This window comes from Nocardia sp. NPDC006630 (genome assembly GCF_040611495.1).
Classification (GTDB): Bacteria; Actinomycetota; Actinomycetes; order Mycobacteriales; family Mycobacteriaceae; genus Nocardia.
Genome location: NZ_JBEXOK010000012.1, coordinates 74,105 through 100,425, shown reverse-complemented (window position 1 = coordinate 100,425; position 26,321 = coordinate 74,105). Strand labels below are relative to the sequence as shown.

Annotated in this window: 27 protein-coding genes; 14 read left to right on the top strand and 13 right to left on the bottom strand. The window is 67.4% G+C overall.

Translation table 11 applies throughout. The annotated features are described in order from the left end of the window. Positions 1 to 48 precede the first annotated feature (48 nt). Complete coding sequence (locus ABZX86_RS32880; RefSeq protein WP_355129374.1) at positions 49 to 1,092, bottom strand: UDP-N-acetylmuramate dehydrogenase; 1,044 nt, start codon at positions 1,090 to 1,092, stop codon at positions 49 to 51. Positions 1,093 to 1,184: 92 nt separating this feature from the next. Here ABZX86_RS32880 and ABZX86_RS32875 point away from each other — a divergent pair, with 92 nt between their 5' ends. From ABZX86_RS32875 to ABZX86_RS32865, 3 genes are read left to right on the top strand one after another with little or no spacing between them, the layout of a single operon-like run. Then, positions 1,185 to 1,670 carry a DUF2505 domain-containing protein gene (locus ABZX86_RS32875; protein WP_355129147.1) on the top strand — a complete coding sequence of 162 codons (486 nt, stop codon included), beginning with the start codon at positions 1,185 to 1,187 and terminating at the stop codon, positions 1,668 to 1,670. 31 nt (positions 1,671 to 1,701) lie between these two features. Beyond that, complete coding sequence (locus tag ABZX86_RS32870) at positions 1,702 to 2,217, top strand: DUF2505 domain-containing protein (protein ID WP_355129145.1); 516 nt, start codon at positions 1,702 to 1,704, stop codon at positions 2,215 to 2,217. Then, complete coding sequence (locus tag ABZX86_RS32865; protein WP_355129372.1) at positions 2,187 to 2,999, top strand: class I SAM-dependent methyltransferase; 813 nt, start codon at positions 2,187 to 2,189, stop codon at positions 2,997 to 2,999. Before ABZX86_RS32870 ends, ABZX86_RS32865 begins: the two co-directional genes overlap by 31 nt. Here the strand turns inward: ABZX86_RS32865 and ABZX86_RS32860 are convergent, their stop codons facing one another. Next, entirely contained in the window at positions 3,000 to 4,556 is a 1,557-nt protein-coding gene (locus ABZX86_RS32860; RefSeq protein WP_355129143.1) for a hypothetical protein, read from the bottom strand. Positions 4,557 to 4,643: 87 nt separating this feature from the next. Continuing rightward, complete coding sequence (locus tag ABZX86_RS32855; RefSeq protein ID WP_327142480.1) at positions 4,644 to 5,246, bottom strand: type IV toxin-antitoxin system AbiEi family antitoxin domain-containing protein; 603 nt, start codon at positions 5,244 to 5,246, stop codon at positions 4,644 to 4,646. Between the two features lie 112 nt (positions 5,247 to 5,358). Here ABZX86_RS32855 and ABZX86_RS32850 point away from each other — a divergent pair, with 112 nt between their 5' ends. Further along, positions 5,359 to 6,591 (top strand): LmeA family phospholipid-binding protein, encoded by a 1,233-nt coding sequence (locus ABZX86_RS32850; protein WP_355129141.1) that lies wholly within the window; start codon positions 5,359 to 5,361, stop codon positions 6,589 to 6,591. Between the two features lie 12 nt (positions 6,592 to 6,603). Here the strand turns inward: ABZX86_RS32850 and deoC are convergent, their stop codons facing one another. Next, complete coding sequence (deoC, locus tag ABZX86_RS32845; RefSeq protein WP_355129139.1) at positions 6,604 to 7,263, bottom strand: deoxyribose-phosphate aldolase; 660 nt, start codon at positions 7,261 to 7,263, stop codon at positions 6,604 to 6,606. 72 nt (positions 7,264 to 7,335) lie between these two features. Between deoC and ABZX86_RS32840 the strand changes: the two genes are divergently transcribed. Beyond that, the gene (locus ABZX86_RS32840; RefSeq protein WP_355129137.1) at positions 7,336 to 7,890 is read left to right on the top strand and encodes an N-acetyltransferase; all 555 of its coding nucleotides are present in this window, start codon (positions 7,336 to 7,338) and stop codon (positions 7,888 to 7,890) included. A 51-nt stretch (positions 7,891 to 7,941) separates the two neighbouring features. Next, positions 7,942 to 8,832 (top strand): formyltetrahydrofolate deformylase, encoded by an 891-nt coding sequence (gene purU / locus ABZX86_RS32835; RefSeq protein ID WP_355129370.1) that lies wholly within the window; start codon positions 7,942 to 7,944, stop codon positions 8,830 to 8,832. Positions 8,833 to 8,914: 82 nt separating this feature from the next. Here purU and ABZX86_RS32830 read toward each other — a convergent pair whose 3' ends face one another. The 6 genes from ABZX86_RS32830 to ABZX86_RS32805 form a co-directional block, all read right to left on the bottom strand. Continuing rightward, entirely contained in the window at positions 8,915 to 9,913 is a 999-nt protein-coding gene (locus ABZX86_RS32830; RefSeq protein WP_355129135.1) for an alpha/beta hydrolase, read from the bottom strand. A 204-nt stretch (positions 9,914 to 10,117) separates the two neighbouring features. Beyond that, the gene (locus ABZX86_RS32825) at positions 10,118 to 11,140 is read right to left on the bottom strand and encodes an alpha/beta fold hydrolase (protein ID WP_355129133.1); all 1,023 of its coding nucleotides are present in this window, start codon (positions 11,138 to 11,140) and stop codon (positions 10,118 to 10,120) included. Positions 11,141 to 11,318: 178 nt separating this feature from the next. Further along, positions 11,319 to 11,603, bottom strand: a complete 285-nt coding sequence (locus tag ABZX86_RS32820) for a DUF2516 family protein (protein WP_327146764.1) — start codon at positions 11,601 to 11,603, stop codon at positions 11,319 to 11,321. 169 nt (positions 11,604 to 11,772) lie between these two features. Beyond that, positions 11,773 to 12,429 carry a heparin-binding hemagglutinin gene (locus tag ABZX86_RS32815; RefSeq protein ID WP_355129131.1) on the bottom strand — a complete coding sequence of 219 codons (657 nt, stop codon included), beginning with the start codon at positions 12,427 to 12,429 and terminating at the stop codon, positions 11,773 to 11,775. Continuing rightward, positions 12,426 to 12,977, bottom strand: a complete 552-nt coding sequence (locus tag ABZX86_RS32810; protein WP_355129129.1) for a helix-turn-helix transcriptional regulator — start codon at positions 12,975 to 12,977, stop codon at positions 12,426 to 12,428. Before ABZX86_RS32810 ends, ABZX86_RS32815 begins: the two co-directional genes overlap by 4 nt. A 78-nt stretch (positions 12,978 to 13,055) precedes the next feature. Next, entirely contained in the window at positions 13,056 to 14,273 is a 1,218-nt protein-coding gene (locus ABZX86_RS32805) for a DUF445 family protein (RefSeq protein WP_355129368.1), read from the bottom strand. Between the two features lie 323 nt (positions 14,274 to 14,596). Here ABZX86_RS32805 and ABZX86_RS32800 point away from each other — a divergent pair, with 323 nt between their 5' ends. The 3 genes from ABZX86_RS32800 (at position 14,597) to ABZX86_RS32790 (ending at position 18,099) form a co-directional block, all read left to right on the top strand. Next, positions 14,597 to 15,262, top strand: a complete 666-nt coding sequence (locus ABZX86_RS32800) for a TetR/AcrR family transcriptional regulator (protein ID WP_327142489.1) — start codon at positions 14,597 to 14,599, stop codon at positions 15,260 to 15,262. Between the two features lie 140 nt (positions 15,263 to 15,402). Beyond that, positions 15,403 to 16,836: an AarF/ABC1/UbiB kinase family protein gene (locus ABZX86_RS32795; RefSeq protein WP_355129127.1), complete on the top strand. Its 1,434-nt coding sequence runs from the start codon at positions 15,403 to 15,405 to the stop codon at positions 16,834 to 16,836. A gap of 21 nt (positions 16,837 to 16,857) precedes the next feature. Next, positions 16,858 to 18,099 (top strand): saccharopine dehydrogenase NADP-binding domain-containing protein, encoded by a 1,242-nt coding sequence (locus ABZX86_RS32790; RefSeq protein ID WP_355129125.1) that lies wholly within the window; start codon positions 16,858 to 16,860, stop codon positions 18,097 to 18,099. A 238-nt stretch (positions 18,100 to 18,337) separates the two neighbouring features. Here ABZX86_RS32790 and ABZX86_RS32785 read toward each other — a convergent pair whose 3' ends face one another. Then, on the bottom strand, positions 18,338 to 19,819 hold the full coding sequence (locus ABZX86_RS32785; protein ID WP_355129124.1) for a hypothetical protein: 1,482 nt from the start codon (positions 19,817 to 19,819) through the stop codon (positions 18,338 to 18,340). Positions 19,820 to 20,040: 221 nt separating this feature from the next. Here ABZX86_RS32785 and ABZX86_RS32780 point away from each other — a divergent pair, with 221 nt between their 5' ends. The 4 genes from ABZX86_RS32780 (at position 20,041) to ABZX86_RS32765 (ending at position 23,115) form a co-directional block, all read left to right on the top strand. Continuing rightward, the gene (locus tag ABZX86_RS32780) at positions 20,041 to 20,706 is read left to right on the top strand and encodes an ESX secretion-associated protein EspG (protein ID WP_355129366.1); all 666 of its coding nucleotides are present in this window, start codon (positions 20,041 to 20,043) and stop codon (positions 20,704 to 20,706) included. Positions 20,707 to 20,787: 81 nt separating this feature from the next. Further along, the gene (locus ABZX86_RS32775; protein ID WP_327142493.1) at positions 20,788 to 21,639 is read left to right on the top strand and encodes a polyphosphate kinase 2 family protein; all 852 of its coding nucleotides are present in this window, start codon (positions 20,788 to 20,790) and stop codon (positions 21,637 to 21,639) included. Between the two features lie 130 nt (positions 21,640 to 21,769). After that, positions 21,770 to 22,549, top strand: a complete 780-nt coding sequence (locus ABZX86_RS32770; protein WP_327142494.1) for a thioredoxin domain-containing protein — start codon at positions 21,770 to 21,772, stop codon at positions 22,547 to 22,549. Continuing rightward, the gene (locus ABZX86_RS32765) at positions 22,546 to 23,115 is read left to right on the top strand and encodes a vitamin K epoxide reductase family protein (RefSeq protein WP_355129121.1); all 570 of its coding nucleotides are present in this window, start codon (positions 22,546 to 22,548) and stop codon (positions 23,113 to 23,115) included. Before ABZX86_RS32770 ends, ABZX86_RS32765 begins: the two co-directional genes overlap by 4 nt. A gap of 15 nt (positions 23,116 to 23,130) precedes the next feature. Here ABZX86_RS32765 and ABZX86_RS32760 read toward each other — a convergent pair whose 3' ends face one another. Both ABZX86_RS32760 and ABZX86_RS32755 read right to left on the bottom strand, forming a co-directional pair. After that, positions 23,131 to 24,249, bottom strand: a complete 1,119-nt coding sequence (locus ABZX86_RS32760; protein WP_355129119.1) for a trypsin-like peptidase domain-containing protein — start codon at positions 24,247 to 24,249, stop codon at positions 23,131 to 23,133. Between the two features lie 142 nt (positions 24,250 to 24,391). Beyond that, the gene (locus ABZX86_RS32755) at positions 24,392 to 25,123 is read right to left on the bottom strand and encodes a ZIP family metal transporter (protein WP_355129117.1); all 732 of its coding nucleotides are present in this window, start codon (positions 25,121 to 25,123) and stop codon (positions 24,392 to 24,394) included. Positions 25,124 to 25,230: 107 nt separating this feature from the next. Between ABZX86_RS32755 and ABZX86_RS32750 the strand changes: the two genes are divergently transcribed. After that, positions 25,231 to 26,283 carry an NAD(P)-dependent alcohol dehydrogenase gene (locus ABZX86_RS32750; RefSeq protein ID WP_355129115.1) on the top strand — a complete coding sequence of 351 codons (1,053 nt, stop codon included), beginning with the start codon at positions 25,231 to 25,233 and terminating at the stop codon, positions 26,281 to 26,283. Positions 26,284 to 26,321 lie beyond the last annotated feature (38 nt).

Sequence of the window (26,321 nt, the reverse complement as noted above, 5' to 3'; positions counted from 1 at the left end):
TGGGCAAACCGACACCTCCAGCCGCCGAAACCGTGGTCCCCGCCACCCCTACAGCGTGACTCCCACTGTGACAGGTTCCGGTTCCAGGTGGATTCGGAACCGTTCAGCAACTCCCTGGCGAACGGTCCGCGCCAATACCGCCAGGTCTTCCGCGGAGGCCGCGCCCCGATTGGTCAGTGCCAAAGTGTGTTTGGTGGACAGCCGTGCCGGAGCCGCCGCATCCGGATAGCCCTTGGCGAACCCGGCGCGCTCGATGAGCCAACCCGCGGAGAACTTCACCCCGCCCTCGACCGGCCAGGTGGGCACCGCCACATCGGGACCGACATGTGTGGCGATCGCCTCACGCACCGCCGCCGCGTCGCTGTCCGGAACCACCGGGTTCGTGAAGAACGATCCGGCACTCCAGGTGTCGTGGTCGCCCGGATCGAGCACCATGCCCTTGCTCGCCCGCAGCCGCAGCACCTCGGCCCGCACCGGCGCGGCCGGACGGGATTCCCCCTCCTGCGCACCCAGCGCGGCCGCCAGCTCCCGATAGCCCAGCGGTGCGCTGGAACCATCGCCGCGCAGCGCGAATTCGACCGCCAGTACCACCGCTGCCGAACTGTGCTTCAACACCGAAGTGCGATAACCGAATCCGAGCTCGCCCGGTTCAGCCCAGCGAATCTCACCGCTCGCACGATCCAGCAGCCGCACCCGGCGCAGCAGCGAGGCGACCTCCACACCGTAGGCGCCGACGTTCTGCACCGGCGTGGCGCCGGCGGAACCCGGTATGCCGGACAGGCATTCGAGACCGCCGTAGCCCGCCTCGACCGAAGTCGCCACCACCGCATCCCAATTCGCACCCGCCGCCGCGGTCACGAAGCCGTCGCCGATCTCGACGGCGGTCGTGGCGATGCGGACGACCACGCCCGGGAAACCGTCGTCGGCGATCAGCAGATTGGAGCCACCGGCGATGAGCAGCACCGGAATTCCGGCCGCGTCCAGCTCTCGCACGGTCGCCACCAGCGATTCGGTGCTCGCACACTCCGCGACGATCGCGGGACCGCCCACCCGCAGCGTCGTCAGCTCCGCCAGCGGCACCGCGGCCCGCAGGCTCGCGCCGGTCCCGGCGAGCCGGTCCCGCACGTCGTCGAAGGACACCACCCCAGTTGTACGCACAGGCACAGACGGTAGCCTGTCCGACCATGGCGACACCTCTGGCCTTCACTGGGCAATCGACCCATTCCACCGCCGCCGTGCGCGCTGCCTTCTCGAACGAGCAGTACTGGAAGGACCGGATCGAGGCCGTCGGCGGGCCCAACGCCCGCATCGAATCGCTGTCCATCTCCGGCGACCAGGTCCGGGTGGAGATGATCCAGGCGATTCCGGCCTCCGAACTGCCCGCTCAGGTCACCGCGGTGCGCCCGGGCGATCTGGTGATCCCGCGCATCGAGACCTGGAACGGCAGCGGCGGCACCGTCGAAGCGCGCGTGGACGGCGTACCGGCCAGCGTGAACGGCACCCTGACCGTCAGCGATTCGGGCACCGGCTCCGCCTACGTGGTGGACGCCGTGATCGAGGTGAAGATCCCGCTCTTCGGCCGCAAGATCGAAGCCGCCATCCAGGAACACCTGACCGAACTGCTCGCACGCGAGGCCGAGTTCACCGACAATTGGCTGAGTTCGCACTGACACGGCCCGCACGGCAGTAACCTGACCGATCGTGCCCCGCCGACTCGACTATTCCGCGCGCTATCCGCTGCACACCACCAAAGAGGTGTACGCGGCGCTCATGAACCGCGACCACTGGGACGCGCGGATCGAGGAGATGCGGAAACACTCCCCCAACGACCTCGTCCGCCTCGAATCCGGTGATTCCGGGATAGAGGTCGAAACCCGCCACGTGCTGCCGCGAGAGAGCCTGCCAGACCTCGCACAGGCCGTCATGCGCAAGGACATGGTGATCACCCGCACCGAGAAGTACGGGGCCTTCAGACCCGAGGTGACCGGCGAATACACCACTTTCATGCCCGGCGGGCCGGGCACCCTGAACGGCACCATGCGGCTGTTCCCCACCGATACCGGCTGCACCCTGCGCACCTCCTCGGAGGCGCATGTGCAGCTCCCGTTCCTCGGACGCAAGCTCGAACAGCTCATGCTGGTGAACCTGATCGACCTGTTCCGAGCCGAGGCCGAGGTGACGAAGCTCTGGCTGGATCAGCAGCACCCCGTCGGCTGATCAAACCGATCGGCACCATCACCCGCGGCACCACCGGCATCAACCGGCTGCGCCGCGGGGATCGATGGCTCGCGCACGATGCGACGGTCGCCGAACGATTGCTGAATGCGGACGATCCGCTCGTAGTCGACCTCGGCTACGGCGCGAGTCCGGTCACCACCCTGGAAATGGCGGCACGACTACGGACCGTGCGCGCGGATCTGCGCGTGGTCGGCCTGGAAATCGATCCGGAGCGGGTTGTCCCCGGACAGGACGGGGTCACCTTCGCCCGCGGCGGATTCGAACTGGCGGGACTGCGGCCGATCCTGGTGCGCGCCTTCAATGTGCTGCGCCAGTATCCGGAATCGGCTGTCCCCGAAGCCTGGTCGACCATCCTGTCCGGCCTCGCCCCCGGCGGCCTGCTGCTCGACGGCACCTGCGATGAACTCGGCCGCCGCTGCGCCTGGATCCTGCTGGACCGCACCGGCCCCCGCACCCTCACCCTGGCCTGGGACCCCTTCACCGTCGAGGAACCCTCGGACCTCGCCGAACGCCTCCCCAAAGCCCTCATCCACCGCAATATCCCCGGCGAACCCATCCACACCCTCCTCACCGCCGCCGACCGCGCCTGGTCCCACGCCGCCCCCCTCGCCCCCTACGGCCCCCGCGCCCGCTGGCGCCACGCCGCAGACCTCTTGCGCCAGCAGGGTTTCCCCCTCCACCCCCAGCGCCGCCGCCTCCGCGACAACCAACTCACCATCCCCTGGTCAGCTGTCGCACCCCTCCCCCACCAGGGGGGCTGATCAGTCGTCGAGGTCGAGGGCGGAGCCGACTCGGTCCCGAAGTGCTTGCAGGGAACCGGATACCGCTGCGGGGGCCAGGAGGGAGCGGGGGGTGAAGGGCTGGCGCCAGAGACCGCCGTGGGCTGCACCGTCGGTGAACAGCGTCTCCGGATTTCTTGGGCCATCGGCAGTTTCGCTCGAGCCGTCGGCGGTCTCCGGCGTGCCTGCGGGTGAGTCCACCGGTGTCATCAGGTCGGCGACCAGCTTGGCGGCCAATAGGACACGGGCGGTCGCGGCTTCGAAGACCTCGATGCCGAAGTGGGTGGCGGCCCGGTATGCGGCGGCGCGCCAGGGGTTTTCGTGGACCGCGGAGTTCCAGGTGGGCGGGGCCACCGTGTAGGAGACGGTGTGGCCGGTGGAGTGGGCCAGGACGGCGCGCCAGCGTGGGAGGCGCTGGGCGAGGGCGTAATCCGGGCCGCTCAGGTAGGGCAGGTTGTCGAACAGGCCCCAGCGCGATCCCTCCGCGTCCAGGACGGGGCGCAGATAGTTCAAGCGGTACAGCGAGTTCGGGGCCAGTCGGTGCAGCACATCCTGGGTGGTGCCGCGAATTCCGCGGCGGTCCAGCTGTTCCCGGGCGGCGAGCACGATCGATTCCGGGACGGCGTAGCAGTCGGTCGGCGAGCCGAGTAGTGCCAGCGCGGCGTCCGGATGCTCGCGCAGCAGGGATTCGGCGAGTACATCGGAGGCGGCGGCAATGCGCAGACCGGCCGCACCGGGCAGGCCCGCGTACAGGCCGAGCGCCGGACGGGCATCGGTGTGCGCGGCGATCCAGTGCGTCAGCGCCGGAAGGTATCTGGTGATATCCACACCCGGACCGGCAGCCGCCGTGGGAAAGGACATGGCCCCGGCGCCGGCGCGAGCCTGGGCGCGCAGCCGATCCCAGCGCGCCCGTCCGGGCCGATCGACCGCGAGCACCTCCGCGCCCCAAGCCAGCAGCGGTCGCAGCGGGCTCAGCTCCGCCGCCGCCCCGATCACCGTCAGCCGGAATCCGGGCAGCCGCAACCACTCCGGATGGTCGATCACGCGCTGTACCGCGGCCACGAAACCCGGTTCGAAGATGCCGCGGTCTTCCCATTCGGCCAGTTGCCGCCGCAATTCGTCCGCGGCCAGCACTCGCCCGCGCCAGGGCACTTCCAATCGTGCTGTCGGCGTGCCGGTTCCGGTGACCGTCTCGGTGTCGAGCCCCGCCCCCTTGCCGGGCGCCGACATATCGGCGTCCTCCAGCGAGGTGACGGTGCGCCCGGCGGCGAAGCGCAGCACGGTGCGCACCGAATGCAGCCCGTCGGTGGCGATTCCGAGCGATACCCGGGGCGAGCTCACCGCCAGCGCGGTGATCCCCCGGAAGACGCGGCGATGCCCGTGCCGCCAATCCCGGCTGGTCTCCACCGATTGCGCGAGATCGGCGTCATAGCGCCGCACGGCGTCCGCGACCACCGCCGCCGACACCATCTCCGCCATTCTTTCGGGCGGTCCGGGTGGAAAAGCCAGATCCCACATGCCATCGCGGACCATCCCCATGATCAGTCACCCTGCCACGAAACAGGGCCGCGCAAAACTCGAACGTCGCAGAACGGGCGCATAATCCGCGGGGCACATCGGCGGAATTCAGACACGAGTGAGCGCGCGGTGCAGCCGGGCGGCGGTCACGGGCGGGAGTGCCGTACTGGCGGAACGGATTTCGGCGCGCGCACAGCGATGAATGGCCACCGCATCGGCGACGACCTCGTCGAGCGCCGTCTGCCCGATCCCGGCCTCGGCCAGATCCAGCACGGTGCGCAGCGGCGTCGTCACCAGGAAGGTGCCCGCCGACTCCACATCCTTGCGGGCGAAACTCCGCCGCAGTACCACCAGGCGGGGTGAGAGCGGGAAGCGGCCGATCCGCGCCGACATATGAACGAAGCGCGGCCGCAGCCGTCCGAGTCCGTGCAGTTCAGCGGCACTGTGATGGGATACGGCGGCCGCACCGTCGAACCAGGCCGACCACATGGCGTACTCGTCGAGCGGCCCGTCCGGCCAGCGCCCGAGGCGCAGCAAACCGACACCGGCCCGGACCACCGAACCGTCCCGCAACCCGTCTCGGATATGGGACTCACAGCCGGTGTGCAGCACCTGACGGGTGGTGAAATACCCGGCGTGCCGACCGGCCAACTCTTGTAGCGCCTGCCAGCCGTGTTCCGGGTCCGGCTCCGCTGCGGGAATCCCAGCCATGCACTCAGGCTACGCCGACCATCTGTGTGTTATGTCACATTCCGCCGGGTGTGTGCCGACACCTCATGAGAAGCACAGAACTCACACAGAAAGCTCGGGAAGAATCGCGGCCATGAGTTCGAACCCCACCTCGGACGACGCCAAGAACGTCCCCCCGGAAACCGACGCGGTGCGCGCGGACGGCACCGCGGCCGAACACCCCGGCGCTGCCAATTACGGGATCCCCGGCGGCGCAGCCGAACTCGGCAAACAGCCCGGCACACCTCCGGCCGGTGAACCGCCGACCGAGGTCATCGGCGGTGCGCCCTATCCGGCGGGTGCGGGCGGGTCGTCCGACGCCACCCAGGTGCTGCACGACGACGCCACCCAGGTAATCCACGACCGAGGCGCGGCCCAGGGGCCACCGCCCGCCGAATGGTGGCAGGGCGAAACCGCGCAGGTCGGAGCCCAGAACACCGGCCCTCAGCCGACCGCGGTGCTCGGCAACCACGACACGGAGGCGCTCAGCCCGGGCGAGGCCGCCGCCTATGCGGCGGGCGCCGGATCGATCCCCGGCGGCGGGCAGCAGCCGCCGTTCACACCGCCGCCCACCGCGAATACGGGAGGCGGACAAGGTGGTTCGCCCGGTAACCGCCGCAGTCGCCGGACCCTGTTCGTCGTGATCGGCCTGGTGCTGGTGCTGGTCGTGGTCGGCGCACTGGCCGGTGGTGAGGCGTATGCCCGAAACAAGGTGGGCAACTGCATCAGTTCGCAGTTCGAACAGCAGATGGGTTCCAAGATCGACGTATCGTTCGGCGCGAAACCCATGCTGCTCACCATGATCGACAACAAGGTCGGCTCGGTGACGGTGGACAGCGACGACACCAAGTTCGGCCCGGCGGTCGGCATGACCGTGCACGCCACCTTCCACGACATCGAACTGCAGGACGGTGGTAAGGCCGGCGGCACCATCGGCAGCTCCGAGGCCCAGGTCACCTGGAGCAATGACGGCATCGTGAAGACGTTGGGCGGCTTGGTATCCGCGGCCGCCTCCGATCCCTCGGCAGGCACGCTGAGCTTCACCGTGCTGGGCGGGCTGGCCCAATTGCAGGTCAAGCCGAAGGTTGTCGGCGACAAGGTCGAGGTCGAGACCATGTCGGCGTCGTTCCTCGGCATCGGCCTGCCCACCGATCTGGTCTCGGGCATCGTGGATCTCATGACGCAGAGCCTGCAGACCTACCCGATGGGGTTGAAGCCCACCGGTGTGGCGGTCACCCAGGACGGGCTGAAGGTCAGCCTGCAGGGCGGCCCCACCACCCTGCAGGCCCCCGACAACAACGGCAAGACGCAGAACATCACCTGCTGAGCGTCGAGCGGCTCAGGCCGGAAACCCCTGCAGCACTTCACGAGAACGCGACAGTCCCAACCGCGTGGCGCCGGCGGCGATCATCTCCGCCGCCGCCGCCGCGGTGCGGATACCGCCGCTGGCCTTGACCCCGAGCCGCCCGCCGACCGTCTCCGCCATCAGCCGCACCGCGTGCGCACTGGCACCGCCCGCCGGATGGAAACCGGTGGAGGTCTTCACGAAATTCGCGCCCGCCTGTTCGGCGACCCGGCACACGCCCACGATCTGCTCATCGCTGAGCGTCGCCGATTCGATGATCACCTTGAGCACGGCCCGGTCCCCCATGGACTCGCGCACGGTGATGATGTCGGCGAGCACCGCGTTGTAGTCGCCGGTGCGGGCGGCGGCGATATCGATCACCATATCCACCTCGTTCGCGCCCTGATCGACCGCGAGCCGGGCCTCCGCGCCCTTCACCAGCGAATGATGTTTGCCGGACGGAAAACCCGCGACGGTCGCCACCACCAGGCCGGGCGCCCGCACCGGCAGCATGGACGGCGAGACGCAGATCGCCAGCACGCCCAGCTCACGCGCCTCTTCGATCAGCGCGTCGACGTCCTGACCGGTCGCTTCCGGCGCCAGCAGGGTGTGGTCGATCATCGCGGCCACGTCTCGACGAGAAATCTCTGTCATGAGCGGTGAGTTTGGCATACAGGTGGCGAATTCCATTGCGGGCCGCCACCGCTGTCGCGCACACTCGTACCTGTGCTGATCCGTCGTGAACGAACCAGCGACCTCGCCGCGATCGATGCGGTGCATCGCAGCGCCTTCGCCGACCACTACGCGAACGCGGGCAGCGGGCATCGATTCGACCATGCCACCACCCGCCCCGAACCACCCGAGGTCGATCTGGTCCGGCGGCTGCGTGATCACTCCGGCTGGATGCCGACCCTGTCCATGGTGGCCGAACTGCACGACGACATCGTCGGTCACGTCTGCCTCACCCGGGCCGCGGTCGGCCCGTTCCCGGTGCTCGCGCTCGGGCCGATCGGCGTCCGCGCCGACGCACAGGCCGGCGGCGTCGGTTCCGCCCTCATGCACGCCGTCCTCGGCGCCGCCGATGCCCTGGACGAGCCGCTGGTCGGCCTCGTCGGCCACCTCGACTACTACCCCCGCTTCGGCTTCGCCCCCGGCCCGCGCCTCGGCATCGTGCCCGATCAGTCCGATTGGACCTCGCACTTCCAGATCCGCCCGCTCACCGCGTTCGACACCGAGATCAAGGGCGAATTCCGCTACGCCGATCCGTTCTATGAACTCTGAGCTCGTGCCCCTGCCTCAGGCGGCATCGTGGCTGCTGAGATCATCAATGCCATGAGCTCCACCCCTGGCGACCTCGATGATCGTCGTTACGTGCTGACCCTGGGCTGCCCGGACCGTCCCGGCATCATCGCCCGCATCACCTCGTTCATCGCCGATTTCGGCGGGTCGATCGTGGAGGCCGGCTACCACTCCGATCCGGATATCGGCTGGTTCTTCACCCGGCAGGCCATCAAGGCCGGCACCGTTCCGTTCGGACTCGACGAACTGCGCGAGCGGTTCACCGCCGTCGCCGCCGAACTGGGCCCGGAAACCGAATGGCAGGTGCACGATTCGGGTGAGCGCCGCCGCGCGGTGCTGCTGGTCAGCAAGGACGGGCACTGCCTGCACGATCTGCTGGGCCGCGCGAGCAGCGGGGAACTGCCCGCCACCATCGAGGCCGTCATCGGCAACCACCCCGACCTCGCGGGCATGACCGAGGCACACGGCGTCAAGTTTCACTACGTGCCGTTCCCGAAGGACCCGGCCGAACGCGGGCCCGCCTTCGAGCAGGTGCGCGAACTGGTCGACGCGCACGATCCGCACGCGGTGGTGCTGGCCCGGTTCATGCAGGTGCTGCCCCGGGAGCTGTGCGAGCACTGGGCGGGCAAGGCGCTCAATATCCACCACAGTTTCCTGCCGTCCTTCGTGGGCGCGCGCCCGTACCACCAGGCCTTCGCCCGCGGTGTGAAGCTGATCGGCGCGACCTGCCACTACGTGACCCCGGAGCTCGACGCGGGACCGATTCTCGAACAGGACGTCACCCGCATCGACCACGCCGACACCGTGCACGACATGGTGCGTCAGGGCCGCGATATCGAACGCGTGGTGCTGGCTCGTGGCCTGCGCTGGCATCTCGAGGGCCGCATTCTGGTGCACGGCCGCCGCACCGTCGTCTTCTCCTGAGCCGACGACCCCTGCCAAAGCCGAAGCGCCCCTTCCACGTCATTGGGGAAGGGGGCGCTTCGGTTTCTTCTGGAAATAGGTATCAGCCCGCGGCGGCGACCATCCCGCGGCGGCCCGCCCGGATGACCCGGGCGAGTTCGGCATTGAAGGCATCCGCGGCCTCGATGTTCACCAGGTGACCGGTGGGCAGGATGAGGTAGCGGTCGAGATATCCGGAATCGGCCAGGGTATCGGCGATTTCGCGGGAGTGCTCCTCCGGCAGCAGCTTGTCGTAGGAACCGGCGACCACACTGGTCGGCACCGTCAAATGAGCTGCGGCGCCGTGCAAGTCGAGGTGCAGCAGGCTGCGGGCGACCGCGGCGCGGGTCGACGGACGGCAGGACCGGACGATCGACATACCGAAATCGACCTCATCGGCGGTGGCGGCGGCATTGCACAGCCGGTGCTTGGCGATCAGTCGCACGGCACGGCCACCGGGCAGCGGCAGCGGGGTGCCGAACAGCGCCAGCGACAGCCAGTCCGGCGCCGGAATCAGATCATTGAAGACCGGAAGCACGGTGGCGCGGTTGGGGATTCGCCGCGCCGCGGTGGTGGCCAGCAGTACCGCGGCGGCCCGCTGCGCGACCTGATGCGGGTACCGCTGCGCCCATGCCTGAATGGTCATGCCGCCCATGCTGTGCCCGACCAGCGTCGCGCGCTGACCCGGGCGCAGCACCGCGTCCAGGACATCGGAGAAGTCGTCGGCGAGCTGGTCGGCGCCGAAAGCCCTGCGGCCGCTTTCGCTTTCGCCGTGGCCGCGCTGATCGTAGGCGTACACCCGGTATTCCCCGGCGAACGCGTTGATCTGCGGGTTCCAGTATTCGATGGCACAGGACCAGCCGTGCGCCAGCACGATGACCTCACCCTCGGCGGGTCCGTAGGCGTGCACCCGCAGGCGAGCGCCGTCACGGGTGGTGACCGGGATGATGTCGGCCGGTCGCGGAGTATTCAGCGACGCGGTCTCGTAGATGCGGGACCGGAGTCCGGCGCGGAAGGGGGCGGTCACCATGTCTGCGCCCGCCTCGGGCAGCTTCACCAGCATGAGCACTCCTTTGTGTTCCAGGGCACACTACCGCGCTAGCTGTAGTGCTTGCTAGTGCAAGCGGCAGATATTTTTCGATCCGCCGCCTGCGGCCCTTCTTCCGGGATACCCGTTCCGTCGCAACGGCATTCACGTTCACCGCACGGAAGTCGGGTTATAGCTGTGTTCTACGACACATCCTGCGGTGAGAAACACCCGCCCGGTTCAGGCGCCGACGACCCGCTGCGCCGTTCCGAACGCAGTGCCGGCCACCCGCGCGAGTTCGTCGTTGAATTCCCGGTAGGCCTCGACATTGCCGAGATGACCGGTCGGCAGAATGTGAAAACCGTCCAGACTGCCCGCCTCGGTGAGCAATTCGGCGATCCGCTCCGCGTGCACCACCGGCGTCATGAAATCGGCGGAACCCGCGATGACGGAGGTCGGCACGGTCAGATTCGCCGCACCGCGCCCCACATCCAGATGCGACAGCAGCGTGCCGAACCGCGCGCGCACCAGCGCCGGGCAGGACCGCACGATGTTCTGCGCGAATTCGGCGATATCGCCGGTCGAATCCAGACTCATGACCTGCCGGCGGAATATCCACTTCACCGGCGCGATCGGCGGGAACGCAATGGGCAGGCTCAGACCGAGCAGCCCCACCAGGAACGGCAGCCGCAACTTGCCGCGGTTGTAGAACGGCAGCACCGTGGTCTCGGCAATGAGCTGTCCCGCAGAACTATTGGTGAGCAGTACCGCGAGGGCGCGCCGCCGCACCTGCTCCGGATACCGCCCGGCCCAGGCCTGCAGGGTCATGCCGCCGAGGCTGTGGCCCACGATGACCGCGCGCCGGCCGGGCGGCAGGGCGGCATCGAGCACGGCTTCGAGATCGTCGGCGAGCAGATCGGTGGTGAGCGGGGCCGTGCCCAGATCGCTCTCACCGTGCCCGCGCACGTCGTAGGCGATGACGCGGTAGTCACCGGCGAAGGCATTGATCTGGGGGTTCCAGTACTCGAGGCAGCAGGTCCAGCCGTGCACCAGCACGAGGACATCGCCATCGGCGGGGCCGTAGGCGTGCACCCGCAGGTGCGCACCGTCGGCGGTGGTGACCGGAACAACCTCGTACGGACCGGCCGGCGGATTCAGATCCGCATTCGCGTAGGTCCGAGTCCGCAGGTCGGCACGGTGGGCTCGCACCCGGTTCTGGACCCACTGGGTGAGGCCCGCTCTGGTAGGCAGCGTTGCCCGCATAGGACACTCCTTTGTGTTACTGCTAGATACAGTAACTCCTGCCGGAGCGTGCTAGCTAGTGCAAGCACCCATTGATTTCGGAGACCGGTGGATCTCGGAACGGGCACGTCCAACACCGGAAAAAAATCGGCCGCCACCCCCGACCAGCGGGAATGACGGCCTTGATACAACGTCTGCGCTACCAGCGCGGGCCGCGCTGGACCTCGTCCACTTTGGGCCGCACATCGGCCAGATAGACACCCGTGGCGACGATCGCGGCAATGCTCAAGATGTTCACCGGGTTCCGCGTCAGCAGCAGTCCGCCGAGCGAGGCGACCAGAATCGCCAGCCACACCGGCTTGGTCAGCTTGTCCACGGCAGGGAAGGCATCCGAGCGCTGGCGTATCGCATGAACCAGCGCGAACACCACCATTCCGAGCTCGCACAGCAACAAGGCCGACAAAATGAATCCGGGAATTCCCATCACCCCTGACAGTCTAATTGGCCCGGCGGCGCTCCGATGGATTCGCGACGCCGGAACCGCCGGTCACCTCGCAATTCCGGCACCTGCCGACGCGCAGACGACCGTGGCTCCCGCACGGTGAATGTGCGGGAGCCACAGGGTGTTTCACGTTCGGAGGGAACGCGCGACGTTACTTCTTGGCAGCAGGCGCGGCGGCCTTCTTGGCCGGAGCCTTCTTCGCGGGCGCCTTCTTGGCCGGAGCCGGAGCGACGACGGGCTCGGCCTCGGTGGTCACGGCGACGACCTCGGCATCAACGGCCTCTTCGACCTCGGCGGCCGCATCCTTGGCGACACCCAGCAGCGGGGCGACCTGGTCGGAGACCTTGCCGAAGACATCCTGCGCCTGGGTCACCAGATCGGTGTACAGGGTCTCGACCTGCTCGAAACGCTCTTCGAAGGTCGGGTTGGCCTTCAGCTTCTCGACGGTCTCCTCGCCGCGGGCGGCCAGGTCGGCGTACAGGTCGATCAGCTGGTGGTAGTACTGATCGACAAGCTTGCGCAGCTCTTCGGGGGTGGCCTTCTCACGCAGCTCGGCCAGGTCCTCCGGCAGTTCGGACGGCAGCGCGGAGATGCGCTGGCGCACGACCTCGACCTGCTCCTGCAGGTCGGCGGGCAGGTTGGCGAAGCGCTCGCGGGCCTCTTCGACGCGGCCGGAGACGTCCACGGCGGCGGCCCGGGTGCGGACCTTCTCGACGGTGTCGAGAACCGACGCGTAGATGGCGTCACCTGCACCGACGGTCGCGTAGAGCGGCTTGGTGACGGTGGTGGTCAAGTTCGTTTCGGTCATATCTGTTCGTTCTCCTGGCGTGGCGGAACTTCGGTTGGTCGGTGCGGAACCTCGTTGTCCCCAAGGGCGGTGCCCTCATTTCCCCCCGGAACGCCCCCCATCGGGTCCGTCGCGTCCCCTCTGTCCTCGTTCACCGCGTTTTCCCGGCGGAACGATTCATAGATGTCCAGGAGGACCTGCTTCTGCCGCTCGGTGATTTCCGTATCGGCGAGCAGTGCATCCCGGACCGGTCCGTGTGCCCTCTGCTCGAGGTACCCGGCCCGCATGTACAAGACCTCCGAGGACAGCCGCAGACCCTTTGCGATCTGCGCCAATACCTCGGCGGACGGGTTCCGCAGTCCGCGCTCGATCTGGCTGAGATACGGATTGCTCACCCCCGCCAGTTGAGCCAACTGACGCAGGGAGACCTGTGCGATCTCGCGCTGCGCCCGGATGAAGCCCCCGATATCGTGCGCCGCGTTGGCTACGCGGCCCGGTCGTTCGTCGGTAGCGGGCGTCTCCGTCTGCGTGCCGTCGAGCTTTTCGGGAACCTCGGGATCGTGTGTCATCACTGACCTTCCGGCGGTTGTGCGGTCAATTCTAAAGGGGGGTGCTAACTCTTGCAAGCGCTCTGCTAGCGCAACCCGTCAGCCATGGAACAGCAAATTTGAAACGGCATAGATCACAAGCCCGGCCAGCGAACCGACAACCGTGCCGTTGATGCGGATGAACTGCAGATCGCGACCCGCGGCCAATTCGATCTTGCGACTGGCCTCGTCCGCATCCCACCGGGCAACGGTATCGCTGACCAGGGTGGCGATCTCACTGCCGTAGTTGGCGACCAGATAGCGGACGCCACGCTCCAGCCAGCCGTCCACTTTGTCGCGCATGCCCTGGTCCGCCGAGAGCCGTTCACCCAATTGCTGCACATTCTCCGCAACCTTGCGGCGCAGCGTCGAATTCGGATCGTCCGCCGATTCCAGAATAAGCCGCTTGGCAGCGCGCCAGGTCGCGTGCGCCAGTCCGGTGATCTCCTCGCGGCCCATCAACTCGGACTTCACCCGCTCCGCCTTCTTGATCATGGCATCGTCGAATTGCAGATCGTTCGCGAAATCCTCGAGAAAACGATTGGCCGCCATCCGCACCTCATGATCGGGCTGCGTGCGAACCTTCCAGGTGAATTCCACCAGCTCCCGGTAAATACGTTCGGCCAGTAGCGAATTCACGAATTTCGGAGCCCAGGACGGGGAGTCTCGATTCACGATGCGATCGATGGTCTCCTGCGAATCGAGGGCCCACTGATGGGCGCGCTCGGCCAGCAGATCCAGCAGCGGAGCCTGCCGGTTGTCGGCCAGCAGCTCCTTGAGGACCTTGCCCAGCGGCGGACCCCAGAGCGGTTCGGCAATGCGTTTGACGATGGTCTGGTCGATGATCTGCTCGACGTCCTCGTCACGCAGGGCGCCGATCACCGCCCGCAGGATGGTGGAACTCTCCTCCGCCACCCGCTCGGCATGCTCGCGGTCCGCCATCCAGCGGCCCACGCGCAGCGAGATCTGGGTGGAATTGAGTTTCGCCACAACCACATCGGGTGAGAGGAAATTCGTGCGCACGAAATCGCCGAGCCCCGCGCCCAGCTGATCCTTCTTCTTGCGAATGATGGCGGTGTGCGGGATCGGCAGGCCCAGCGGATGCCGGAACAGCGCCGTCACCGCGAACCAGTCGGCGAGGGCGCCGACCATGCCCGCCTCGGACGCGGCTCGCACATAGCCGACCCAGCCGCCACCGTGACCACGTGATTGCGCCCACGCGCAGATCAGATAGATCAGGGTCGCGGCCGCGAGGAAGGCCGTGGCAATGGCCTTCATCCGCCAGAGATCTTTGGCCTTGCCTTCATCACCCAGCAGGTCGGCGAAGGCTCCACCTGGTGAAGCGGCCGGTTGTGCCGACCGCCCGCTCGATTCGAGGACCCCGGCACTGCCGGTCGGTTGCTCCATATGTTCCATTCTGCTGCTTCCCCGAACCTACTCCCGGCCACCGGGCCGGTCCCGAACGTCCGCGATCGGGACCGTGCGAGGCTTAAGCTGAATAGGCCCAGCACAACACGCCATGTAGGGAGTTCACCCTGTCCACCCAAAGAGCCGTCGACGCCGGCGCGCGAGCCGACGCCGCACCCCCTCGACCGGGACGGGTGGACGGCCGCAAGAAGCGCTGGCAGCAGCACAAGATCGATCGCCGGGAGGAGCTGGTCGACGGCACCCTCGCCGCGATCCGCACCCGCGGCGGCGATGCCGGCATGGATGAGATCGCCGCCGAGATCGGCGTCTCCAAAACCGTGCTGTACCGGTATTTCTCGGATAAGCAGGATCTGACCCGGGCCACCATGGAGCGGTTCATCGAGACCACGCTCATGCCGCGTATCTACGAGGCCATCAGCGACGATCTCGACGAGTACCAGCTGGTGCGCAATACGCTCGCCGCGTATGTGCACACGGTCGATGCCGATACCGACGTCTACCGGTTCATCATGGGCAACGGGGCGTCGACCGACACCTCCACGCTGGCCGACTTCGAGAAGTTGTTCGCGCAGGTGGTGTCCGCGGTCATCATCGACAAGGCCTTCAGCCGGGACGTCCAGACCGAGGGCGCCATGCTGTGGGCCTACGTGCTGGTCGGCGGCGTGCAGCTGGCGACGGACTGGTGGATCACCAACCGCACCATGTCCAGCGAGGAAATGCTCGACTACCTGACCATGATGGCGTGGAGCGCCATCGAGGGCATGGTCCGCGCGGGCGGCGATCGCACCTGGTTCAACTCCCGGCCGCACCAGTTGCCAGACCCAGAAAACAAGCCCTGACCCAGCGCAGCATGAATTCCTGGCCGCTTGGGCCCTGGGCTGGACGATCGAGATGTGGTTAGGCTGACACCGGCGGGCACATCGGCGTGCCCGTCAGCTTCGGCACCAATGGGGGCGCCGGTTCCAATGGAGGATCACTGATGGCGAAAGAGCTGCCCACATCCAGGCTTACGCGGGGGACGAAGCTGGGAATGGCCGTCGCCGGTAATGCCATTCGTGCGCAGAAGACCCGTCGCTCGATGCGCGGGCGCTCCGAGGCGGTGCGCGAGCGGATGGCCGAGGAGTCGATGATCCGAGCCACCGAGCAGATGGTCATGGTGCTGGGCACCATGAAGGGCGTCGCCATGAAGCTCGGGCAGATGCTGTCGGTGCTCGACTTCGATCTGGTGCCGCCCGAGCATCGCGAACGGTTTCAGCGGCGGCTGGCCGTACTGCGCGACAGCGCGCCCTCGGTGTCCTTCGAGGTGATGCGCGCGGTCATCGAGGAGGACTACGGCCGCACCCTCGAGCAGGTGTTCGCCGAATTCGAACCCGAACCCATTGCGGCCGCCTCCATCGGCCAGGTGTACCGGGCGAAACTGCACGACGGCCGGACCGTTGCCGTGAAGGTGCAGTACCCGGGCATCGATGCCGCGGTGCGCGCGGACCTGAAGAACCTGGCCATGTTCCGGCGCATTCTGCAATCGGCCATGCCGTGGGTGACCCCGGCCGTGCTGGACGAATTGCGGCTGAATCTGGAGAGCGAACTCGACTACGTCGCCGAGGCGAACACCCAGTCGCAGATCGCGGCGCTGTACAGCGGGCATCCGTTCATCGTGGTGCCGGACACCATGCCGGAGCTGTCCTCGCAGCGGGTGCTGGTGAGCGAATACTTCCCGGGCCGCAGTTTCGGGGACATCCGGGCGCTGCCCGCCGAGGAGCGCAATCGGATCGGCGAGATCATCTACCGCTTCTATGTCGGTTCGCTGTTCACCTTCAACGAGTTCTGCGGTGACCCGCATCCGGGCAATCTGCTGCTCGGTGCGGACGGCAAGGTGGCGTTCCTGGACTTCGGGCTCTACAACCGGATGGATCCGGAGCATGTGGAATTCGAGGCCACCTGTATTCGCGCCGCGGCCGAGGATCGGGCGGAGGAATTGCGCGATCTGATGGTGCAGCGCGGCGTCATCGACTCCCCCGACGAGATCACTCCCGAGGAGTGCCTCGAGTACGTGCTGTCCGCCTGCGAATGGGCGCTGGTGGACGAAGACCTCACCATCACACCGGAATTGGCGTCGGGCGCGTTCATCCTGGCGGTCGATCCGCGGGGCAGCGAGTTCGCTGGCATGAAGCAGCAGAACCTGCCGCCGGAGCACCTGTTCTCACGCCGCGCGGAATTCCTCACCTTCGGGGTGCTGGGTCAGCTGGAGGCGACGGCCAATTGGCATCGCATCGCCCGCGAATGGCTGTACGGCGACGATCCGGTCACCGAACTCGGTCGCGCACACCGGGAATGGCTCTCCACCCGGCCCGCACCCGTGCCGACCACCGGCCCCAAGAAGAAGACCACTCGTAAACGCGCCGCAAAGGCGTAACCCCACCGGACGGGAAACACTATGGCTGACAGGGAATTCGACCTAGCGCTATTCGGCGCGACAGGCTTCGTCGGCAAGCTGACGGCGGAGTATCTGGCGGAGGCCGCCCCTGCCGGGGCGCGCATCGCCCTCGCCGGGCGGTCGCTGGAGAAGCTCACCGCGGTGCGGGCCGAACTCGGCCCGGGCGCCGGGAATTGGCCGCTGGTACAGGCCGATTCGACCGATCAGGCGAGCCTGAACGCGCTCGCCGCGCGGACCAGGGTCGTCGTCTCGACGGTGGGGCCGTACCTGCGCTACGGGCTGCCGCTGGTGGAGGCGTGCGCCGAAAACGGTACGCACTACGCCGATCTCACCGGTGAGCCGCTGTTCATTCGCGAATGCATCGACCGTTTCGGCGAGCGGGCCGCCGAGACCGGCGCGAAGATCGTGAATTCCGCTGGCTACGACTCGATTCCGTCGGATCTGAGTGTGTACCAGCTGTACAAGCGCACCGTCGAGGACAACACCGGCGAGCTCACCGATGTCACCCTGGTGGCCTGGCTCAAGGGCGGCGTGAGCGGCGGCACCGTCGATTCCGGCCGCGCCATGATGGAAGCCATTGCGGCGGACCCGAAGAAGGGCGCGATCATGTCGCACCCGTATTCGCTGAGCCCCGACAAGGCCATGGAGCCCGATGTCGGCCGCCAGAGCGATCAGGCCCTGGAGCGCGCGTCGAATATCGATCCGAGCCTGGACGGCTGGGTGGCGACCTTCATCATGGGCGCGCACAACACCAAGATCGTGCGCCGCAGCAATGGCCTGCTGGGCTGGCCGTACGGCAAGAACTTCCGCTACCGCGAGGTCATGAGCGCGGGTAAGTCGGCCACCGCACCGCTGGTCGCGGCGGGCATGGCCGGCGGCATCGTCGCCACCATGGCGGCGGGCGCGGTGCTCTCCCGCGTGGCCGTCGGCCGCCGGCTGCTGGACCGGCTGGTCCCCAAGCCCGGCACCGGCCCGAGCGAAAAGGCCCGCAAGAGCGGCTGGTTCACCATGCGCACCTTCGCCCGCACCACCTCCGGCGCGAAGTACGTGTGCACCTTCGCCGGCAAGGGCGATCCGGGCTACGCCGCCACCGCCGTCATGCTCGGCGAATCCGGCCTCACCCTGGCCTTCGACCAGCTCTCCGAACTGGCGGGCATCCTCACCCCCGCCGCCGCCATGGGCGACGCCCTCACCGACCGCCTCCGCAAGGCGGGCATGACGATCGACGTCGACATCGCCTGACGTTCGCCCCGCCATCATCCCGGCGCGCTTTTCCCCGTCATCCCGGCGCGCTTTTGGCCGGGATCCACACAGGATTCCGGCCGAACGAGCGGCAATGGGCAAGCGGCCCAGCGGGATGCGCTCGATGAGGGCGATCACTGACGACGGTGTGGATCCGGGCCAGAAACATGCCGGGATGACGGTGTGGAGAACATGCCGCGATGGGCGGAGCGTGCTCCCGGCCTTTGCCGAGTGGCCGCTACTGCCCGTCGCGCAGCGAGATCAGGCCGCCGAGGACGCCGAGGTAGGCGGTGCCGTCGGGGCCGAGGGCGATGCCCGCGTAGTTGTTGTTGTAGAGCGGCCCGGAGCCGGATCGGCGCTGCCACACCAGGTTTCCGGTGCGGAAGTCGAGAGTGGTCCAGTACCAGGGGTCGGTGAGGTCGGAGCCCTTGGTGTAGGTGTAGATGAGGCCGTTGGCCAGGGACAGTTTGGCGACGACGCTGGGGGCGGCGATCGTATTGTTGGTCCAGACCAGGTGGCAGCCATTGCCGTCGGCATCGATATCGACACGGGCGAAGCCGGGGGTGGTGGTGCCGCCGGCCAGGGTGGCCTGCGGGCTCGCGTAGCCGTAGTTGTTCTCGACGATCAGGGAATTGCCCGCGCCGATGAGCGAATTCTCGGTATCCCCCGCGCCTTTCGCGAAGACCGGCACGCTGCACACCTCGCGCTGCGCGGCATTCGCGGCGGTGCGGTAGACGACCACATTCATCGGATCGGCATTGTCGGTGATCGCGACGTAGCCGCCGGGCAGCACCGTGGGCGTGGTGCCGGTGCCGTCGTCGACCTGGCCGGGCTTGTGCTGACCGCTGTTGGCGTAGGTGACCCGCCAGGTGATGTCGGGGCTGCCGCCGGGCCCGGCGTCGAAGCGCAGCATTTCGCGATTGGTGGCGATGTACACCTCACCGTCGGCGCCGACCGCGAAGGAGTTCTCGATTTCACCGTCTTCGCCGTTGCCGAGCCGGATCACCTGCACCGCACCGGTTTCCGGGTCCAGCGTGCCGACGGCGCCGTCGGTTTTGGTGACGAACCAGAGCAGCCCGTGCGAGTCCGGCAGCACCGAGTTGAGGGTTTCGCCGGGGCGCAGCGAGGCGCTCAGGTCGTAGTCGTGTTCGAGGGTGAAGCCGTCGGCATTCGGAGTTTCGGCGAACACCTGGACGTGCCCGCTGCTGGAGCCGACCACCGCGCGATCTTGATTGTCGAGATAGAAGTAGGCGCCGCCGCCGAAGTTCGAGAAGGCGCCGGGCTTCAGGAATTCACCGGCCCCGCGACCGGGCAGCGGATAGTGGCCGAGCACCTTCAGTCCGGCCGGATCGATCAGGTAGAGGCCGGGATTCAGCCCCGGGCAGTTGGAGATGATGCGCCCGGCATGGTCGAAGGCGATGGATCCGCACTCGCTGCCGAGCAGCAGCGAATCCACCCGGGTGTCGTGGCCGAGCGGTCCGGGCCGGGTGTAGGTATCGCTCATCCAGCCGTCGCCGTGGATTCCGGAGTCGCCGTTGGCGGCCAGCCAGGGCTGCCCCGGCACGGCGGGTACGCCGGTGACGGGCTGCGCGGTCGCGGCCGCGCCGAGGAAGTCCGCCCCTGGTCCGGGCAGCGCAGGAATCGGCGCGGCGCCCGCGGATCCGGTGGCGAGCACGGTCGCTAGGGCGGCCGCGGCCAGCAGCCGGGCACCGGTTTTCATCTCTACCTCCGGCTATTCGCTTGCGGCGCAACGGCACACACAGCTCTGGTCACGCGACCAGCTTCGGCATGATCGCACATCTCGGCCCCGAACCCTACCGTGCGGTTCGTCACAGTAAGCCCCCTTGCACGACGGGACGCGCCCGCAGAAACCCTCCGGTAGGGTCGCGATCGGGACGGAGGGTCGTACCGCAGAAAGGGGGGACGACCGTAGTGAAATGGATGCTGACCCCGGACGAATTCGCCATGGTCTGGTCCCGCGAAACGCAGCTGGATCGCCGCCCCTATCCCCTGGACACACTCCCCCGGGCGCAGGAAAACCCCGGCGCCGCACCCCGATTGGGGCACCGCTTCCTGCGCCGCACCGATCCGGAGCTGACCGCCGCGCTCATGCTGTGCGCCCGCACCGATACCACCACGGTCTCGCTGTACGGGGAGAGCAGCACACCCGAGCCCCGCCGCATTCTCGCCTTCGCCGCCGTGGCGCAGCAGCGCGCCGGCATTCTGGTCGCCCGCCCCGATGCGGTGAGCGTATTGCTGTGCCCTGCCGAACAACTCGGGCAGGAACTGGTGGAAATCATCGGATCGGCCCCGCCCGGCAGTCACGAGACCATGCAGGAGCCGCAGAACGCGGTACTGCACCCGGATGATTCAGTCACCCAGGGCGATAATTTCCGCCGCAAACTCCGCGAACCGGTGGACGGCCGCGGCTTCATCACCGTCACGGTGGAACCGGCGAATCCGCTCTCCCCGCCCACCCGGCACCGCACCTGGATGGACTTCACCGGCGACGGCCGCTATCTGCTCACCACCGCGACGGACCTGACGCTGACTCCGGTCACCGATGCCGAACTGGCCGAGCATCTCGTGCGATTGGCCCGGGTGTGACCGCAGCCCCGACCGGGGTTCGACGGCCCGATTTCGGCGTGCTTGCCCACAGGAACCGCCGCAGCGTGTTACGCATGGGGGATGGCGAAGGCGACAACCTGGTCGAAACCCGTCACCAAGGTCCTGCGGGCCGATGGTGTACAGGTCAGCGAACTGAACACCTCCGGAACTCCCGGATTCAAGGGCGACAAGCGCGACGGCGAGAAATTGCTCGCCGAGCGGGCCGCTGTGCTGTCGGATCTGCAGGAGAAGCTCTATGCGAACGGCAGGCACGGCGACAATCGCAGCGTGCTGCTGGTGCTGCAGGGCATGGACACCGCCGGCAAGGGCGGCATCGTCCGGCATGTGATCGGCTCGGTCGATCCACAGGGTGTGGATCACGCGTCGTTCGGCGTGCCCACGGCGGAGGAGAAGAAGCACCACTACCTGTGGCGCATTCGCAAGCAGCTGCCGCGCGGCGGCCAGATCGGCGTCTTCGACCGCTCGCACTACGAGGACGTGCTGGTGGTGCGGGTGCACGATCTGGTGCCGCCGGAGGTCTGGGAGAAGCGCTACGACGAGATCAACAAGTTCGAGCGCAAGCTGGTCGACGACGGCACCACCATTGTGAAGGTGGCCATGTTCGTCTCCCTCGACGAGCAGAAGAAGCGGCTCGGGCAGCGGCTGGACCGCCCGGACAAGTACTGGAAGTTCAGCACCAACGATCTGCACGAGCGCGCCTACTGGCCCGACTATCAGGACGCCTACCAGGCAGTTCTGGACCGCACCAATACCGAGCACGCCCCCTGGCACGTGCTGCCCTGCGACCACAAGTGGTACGCCCGGCTGGCCGTCACGGAACTGCTGATCGACGCTCTGCAAGGATTGAAGCTGGACTGGCCGCCGGCGACTTTCGATGTGGAAGAACAAAAGCAGCTCCTCGCTCAGGCGTGAGGTCCACCGCTCACGAGAAGTCCATGCACGATTCACCGGGCTCCGCGACGGTTTCACCAGGAATCTCTCAGGTTCTCGGGCCAGGATGGGCCCGTATGAGTCGTGACAATGGAAGGCGTGGTGCGCACACGTGAGCAGCAAACCGGGTGATCGCAAGAATCCTCTGGCGAAGGCTCAGCGAGCCGATCGCAATCGCAAGATCGCTATCCAGGCCGGCGTCGCCGTAGTGCTGGTGGGTCTGGTCGCGGCGATCGGCATCGGGCTGGCCATGCGCAAGAGCGATGACAAGAGCACGGCGGCCTCGTTCGCCCCGGTCGTCACCCACGATCAGGGCGCGGGTGCGGTGCCGGCGAATATCACCTCCACCGGCGCCATTCGCATCGGCAATCCGGATGCCAAGGTGAAGGTGCAGGTGGTCGCCGACCTGCAGTGCCCGGCCTGCCAGATGTTCGAGCAGAACAACTCCAGTGCGCTCGAGGCCGCGGTGAAGAACGGCTCGGCGGTCGTCGAGTACAACATCATCTCGTTCCTGGACCGCGCCTCCAACGGCAACCAGTATTCGACGCGTGCGGCGAATGCGGCCTATGCGGTGGCGGCCGCCGATCCGTCGAAGTTCCAGGACTGGCTGGCGTCCATGTACAGCCAGCAGCCCAAGGAAAACGGCAACGGTATGACCGATGACCAGATCATCGCCATCGCGACTGCCGCCGGTTACACCGAACCGTCTGTGGCACAGGACATTACGTCGCAGAAGTATGTCGCCTGGGTGGGCGATGAGACCAAGGGCGTGTTCGCCACCGGCCTCAAGTCCACGCCGTCGGTGTACGTCAACGGCAAGGCCGTCACAGACGGCCAGACGCTGATGAGCCCGAACGGCATGCAGTCGGTCATCGAGGCCGCGGCGAAGTGATCATCGCGGCTGCACCCAAATCCGCGTGGCCGCTACTACTCGGCGGACTGATCGGCTGGGCGGCGTCGGTGACGCTGCTCGTCGACAAGTTCAAGCTCTACACCGAACCCGGCTTCAAACCGCTGTGCAGCATCGATCAGACCATTTCCTGTACGACGGTGATGGATTCGGATCAGGCGGCGGCCTTCGGCTTCCCGAATCCGATCATCGGCGTCGTCGGGTATTCGGTGGTGGTGACGCTCGGCGTGCTGGCCATCGCGAATGTCGGTCTGCCGCGCTGGGTCTGGGGCGGCCTGTGGGTCGGCCTGGCCGCGGGCATGGGCTTCATCGGCTGGCTGATCTACCAGGCGGTCTTCCTGATTCACGCGCTGTGCCCGTGGTGCATGGTGGTGTGGGCGGTGACGCCGCTGCTGCTGGCCGTGGTGACCGGGCAGCTGTGGGGTAATTCGCGGGGCGTGCTGCAGATCGTGGTGGAGTGGCGGTGGACCGTGGTCGCCATCTACTACGCGGTGGTCATTCTGATCGTGTACATCCAGTTCCAGGATTACTGGCGCGATCACCTCTGAAGTGAACCTGCGGGCCTAGTTCGGCGGGCCGGCGATGAGCGTGACGCTCACCGTGCGCTGCCCGCCGCCGGGCTCGTTCAGGTCGAGCCGCACCACATCCTCCGGTTTATGGAGGTTGAGTGCGGCTTTCAGCATTTGGGTGGTGCTGATCGCGCGGCCGTCCACGCCGGTGATCACCTCCCCCTCGCTGAGCCCCGCCGCGAAGGCGGGCTGCCCGTACACGGCCACATCGATGCGCGCGCCCGCGGGCTGGGCATCCGAGGTGAGAATGCCGAGGGTCGCGGTCGGGCCGATGTGCACGGTGTCCGTCGGTGTGCCGGAACGGATTTGGCGCACCACCGTCATCGCGGAATCGATGGGCACCGCATACCCCTCGGGGCCGTGGCCCAGCGCCTTCTGCAGATCCCCGGACGCCGCGGCGACCACGCCGACCACCGCGCCGTAGCGATCCGCCAGTGCCCCACCGGATTGCCCGGCGGCGACGGCCGCGGCGACTTCGATCAAGCCGTGCAACGCTTTCCGCGACATATCGACTTCGTTCCGCGCCACGATGGTGCTGTCCAGATTGGTGACCGGTCCCCCGACCGCGGTGGGCGAACCGGTGCCGCCCGCATTGCCGATGGCCAGCAGTTGGTCACCGAGCCGCAGGGCGGCGGAATCACCGACCCGCGCGATCGGAAGTCCATGTGCCCCGGTGAGTTCGATGAGCGCGATATCGGCGCCGGAGTCGTAGCCGAGCACGGTCGCGGGATAGACCGCACCGGTGCCGACATCCGTAACCTTCACGGTGTCAGCGCCTTTGATCACGTGATGACTGGTGAGCACCTCCCCGTCCGCGGTGAGCACGATGCCCGTGCCCGCCGCGCCCAGCCCGAACGGCTGGATGCCCGCGGTGATGTTCACCAGTGCGGGTTCGACGACAGTGGAGACGAGCTTGGTGTCCAGGGGCGGCAGCGGTGGTCCGAGCAGGGTCGCGGTGGGTGGGTCATGGTGGAACGACAGGCGCGCCAGGTCGCCGTGATATCCGAGGAATGCCGTGACGGCCAGGACCGCGACGAAGAGCAGAACGAGCAGTCGCCCGCCGCCGGTATGAGAGGGGTCGCCTCCGGTCATGCGACGCGTGTCGTCGTGCATCGATCCCCTCCGACTGCTGTGCGCTGATCGGCTTCCGAGCATCTGTACCCTCTGGTGTACCAGGCGACAGAGCCCTCCGCGGGTCTTCGAGGTAACACATATGTACCGCCCAGTTCGCTGAGCATTGGCTCGAATCCGGCCGTCAGTGGCTCGCCGCGGCGACCAGCAGCATGAATCCCAGCCCGAGCAGGGTGAAGAACAACGGGGCCGTCGACGGCTTTCCGGCATGCGCCTCCGGCAGGATGTCCGCGGTCGCGAGATACAGCAGGAATCCGGCGAAATAGCCCAGGTACATGCCCACGAAAGTGGTCGGCACCTGCACGAACGTGCCGACGATCGCGCCGATGACGGGTGCGATGGCATCGGCCGACAGCATGGCCAGACCGCGCCGGCGCGCATTCCCGTACAGCGTGGTGAGGGTGAAGGTATTGAACCCGTCGGCGAAATCGTGACTGATCACCGCGATGGCGACGGCCGCACCGGCGGCCGCGCCGACCTGGAAGCTGATGCCGATACTGAATCCGTCCAGGAAGCTGTGGAATACCAGCCCGGACGCGGCCACCAGCCCGACCGAGGCGAAATCGTGGTGGTGCGCACCGAATTCGTCCTCGTGCCCGGTGTGCAGCGCCACCGTCCGCTCCAGAATGTGCACGGTGAAGAAGCCGACGACCGCGGCCAGCAGCGGCACGGGCACGCCCAGCGCACTGCGGGGGTCCGCCTCCAGCGCCTCGGGCAGCAGATCGAAGGCCACCACGCCGAGCATCACACCGGCGGCCAGGCCGAGCACCAGCCGCTTGCGCTCGCCGATGCGGTCGGCCACCAGCCCGCCGATGAAGGTGGAGCACATCGACACCAAGGCCAGCAGAATCGCCATCGGCCCAGCATGCCGACCGGATGCCCGGTGATCGGCCCGCCACGCCGAGGGTGAGATTTCGAACGAATCCTTGGAAAATGGATGGGTGCGCAGGTAGGCATGTATTCATGAGCACTGCTGCCGCATACGCCGTGTCCGCACCCGACGGCCATTTCGAGAAGCTCGCCATCGAACGCCGCGACCTCGGACCCAACGATGTGCTGATCGATGTGAAGTACGCCGGCATCTGCCACTCCGACATACACACCGCCCGCGACGAATGGGGTGGCGCCCGCTACCCCTGTGTGCCCGGCCACGAGATCGCGGGCCTGGTCGCCGCGGTCGGCTCGGCCGTCACCAAGCACGCCGTGGGCGACCGCGTCGGCGTCGGCTGCATGGTCGATTCCTGTGGCAAATGCGAACCCTGTCTGGCCGGTGAGGAGCAGTACTGCATCCCCGGCGCGACCATGACCTACAACACCGCCGTGGCGCCGGAGCTGCAGTCCAATGGCTACACCATGGGCGGTTACTCCACGCAGGTCGTGGTGACCGAGGGCTTCGTGGTCGGCATTCCGGAGGGCATCGGCCTGGATGTGGCCGCACCGCTGCTGTGCGCGGGCGTGACGCTGTTCTCGCCGCTGCGGCACTGGAATGCCGGACCCGGCAAGAAGGTGGCCATCATCGGCATGGGCGGGCTCGGACATGTCGGCGTGAAGATCGCCGCCGCGATGGGCGCGGAGGTCACCGTGCTGAGCCATTCGCTGAGCAAGCAGGAGGACGGTAAGCGTTTCGGCGCGCACCACTACTACGCGACCAGCGATAAGCAGACCTTCCGCGAGCTGCGCGGCAAGTTCGACCTCATCCTCAATACGGTGTCGGCGGATCTGCCGATCGACGACTATCTGCGACTGCTGGCCCTCGACGGCACGCTGGTGATCCTCGGCCTGCCCGAAAAGCCGCTTCAGGTAAAGCCTTTCACCATCGCCGGCTATCGGCGCTCGCTGGCCGGATCCATGATCGGCGGCATCGCGCAGACGCAGGAGATGCTGAACTTCTGCGCCGAGCACGGCATCGGCGCGGAGATCGAGGTCATCTCCGCGGATCGCATCGACGAGGCATACGACCGGGTGGTCGCCAGCGATGTGCGCTACCGCTTCGTCATCGACACCGCGACCATGTAGCTCTCGCTCCGGCTGATTCAGCAACACGCGGCGTCGTC

Bases quoted from the DNA above. Each gene is read 5' to 3' on its own strand.
- ABZX86_RS32850 (WP_355129141.1), top strand. From the start codon at position 5,359: ATGAGTTCGAACCCCACCTCGGACGACGCCAAGAACGTCCCCCCGGAA.
- ABZX86_RS32795 (WP_355129127.1), top strand. From the start codon at position 15,403: ATGGCGAAAGAGCTGCCCACATCCAGGCTTACGCGGGGGACGAAGCTG.
- ABZX86_RS32755 (WP_355129117.1), bottom strand. From the start codon at position 25,123: ATGGCGATTCTGCTGGCCTTGGTGTCGATGTGCTCCACCTTCATCGGC.
- ABZX86_RS32875 (WP_355129147.1), top strand. From the start codon at position 1,185: ATGGCGACACCTCTGGCCTTCACTGGGCAATCGACCCATTCCACCGCC.
- deoC (WP_355129139.1), bottom strand. From the start codon at position 7,263: ATGACAGAGATTTCTCGTCGAGACGTGGCCGCGATGATCGACCACACC.
- ABZX86_RS32810 (WP_355129129.1), bottom strand. From the start codon at position 12,977: ATGACACACGATCCCGAGGTTCCCGAAAAGCTCGACGGCACGCAGACG.
- ABZX86_RS32750 (WP_355129115.1), top strand. From the start codon at position 25,231: ATGAGCACTGCTGCCGCATACGCCGTGTCCGCACCCGACGGCCATTTC.
- ABZX86_RS32780 (WP_355129366.1), top strand. From the start codon at position 20,041: ATGCTGACCCCGGACGAATTCGCCATGGTCTGGTCCCGCGAAACGCAG.
- ABZX86_RS32775 (WP_327142493.1), top strand. From the start codon at position 20,788: ATGGCGAAGGCGACAACCTGGTCGAAACCCGTCACCAAGGTCCTGCGG.
- ABZX86_RS32820 (WP_327146764.1), bottom strand. From the start codon at position 11,603: ATGGGAATTCCCGGATTCATTTTGTCGGCCTTGTTGCTGTGCGAGCTC.
- ABZX86_RS32830 (WP_355129135.1), bottom strand. From the start codon at position 9,913: ATGCTGGTGAAGCTGCCCGAGGCGGGCGCAGACATGGTGACCGCCCCC.
- purU (WP_355129370.1), top strand. From the start codon at position 7,942: ATGAGCTCCACCCCTGGCGACCTCGATGATCGTCGTTACGTGCTGACC.
- ABZX86_RS32855 (WP_327142480.1), bottom strand. From the start codon at position 5,246: ATGGCTGGGATTCCCGCAGCGGAGCCGGACCCGGAACACGGCTGGCAG.
- ABZX86_RS32805 (WP_355129368.1), bottom strand. From the start codon at position 14,273: ATGAAGGCCATTGCCACGGCCTTCCTCGCGGCCGCGACCCTGATCTAT.
- ABZX86_RS32825 (WP_355129133.1), bottom strand. From the start codon at position 11,140: ATGCGGGCAACGCTGCCTACCAGAGCGGGCCTCACCCAGTGGGTCCAG.
- ABZX86_RS32760 (WP_355129119.1), bottom strand. From the start codon at position 24,249: ATGCACGACGACACGCGTCGCATGACCGGAGGCGACCCCTCTCATACC.
- ABZX86_RS32790 (WP_355129125.1), top strand. From the start codon at position 16,858: ATGGCTGACAGGGAATTCGACCTAGCGCTATTCGGCGCGACAGGCTTC.
- ABZX86_RS32815 (WP_355129131.1), bottom strand. From the start codon at position 12,429: ATGACCGAAACGAACTTGACCACCACCGTCACCAAGCCGCTCTACGCG.
- ABZX86_RS32860 (WP_355129143.1), bottom strand. From the start codon at position 4,556: ATGGGGATGGTCCGCGATGGCATGTGGGATCTGGCTTTTCCACCCGGA.
- ABZX86_RS32785 (WP_355129124.1), bottom strand. From the start codon at position 19,819: ATGAAAACCGGTGCCCGGCTGCTGGCCGCGGCCGCCCTAGCGACCGTG.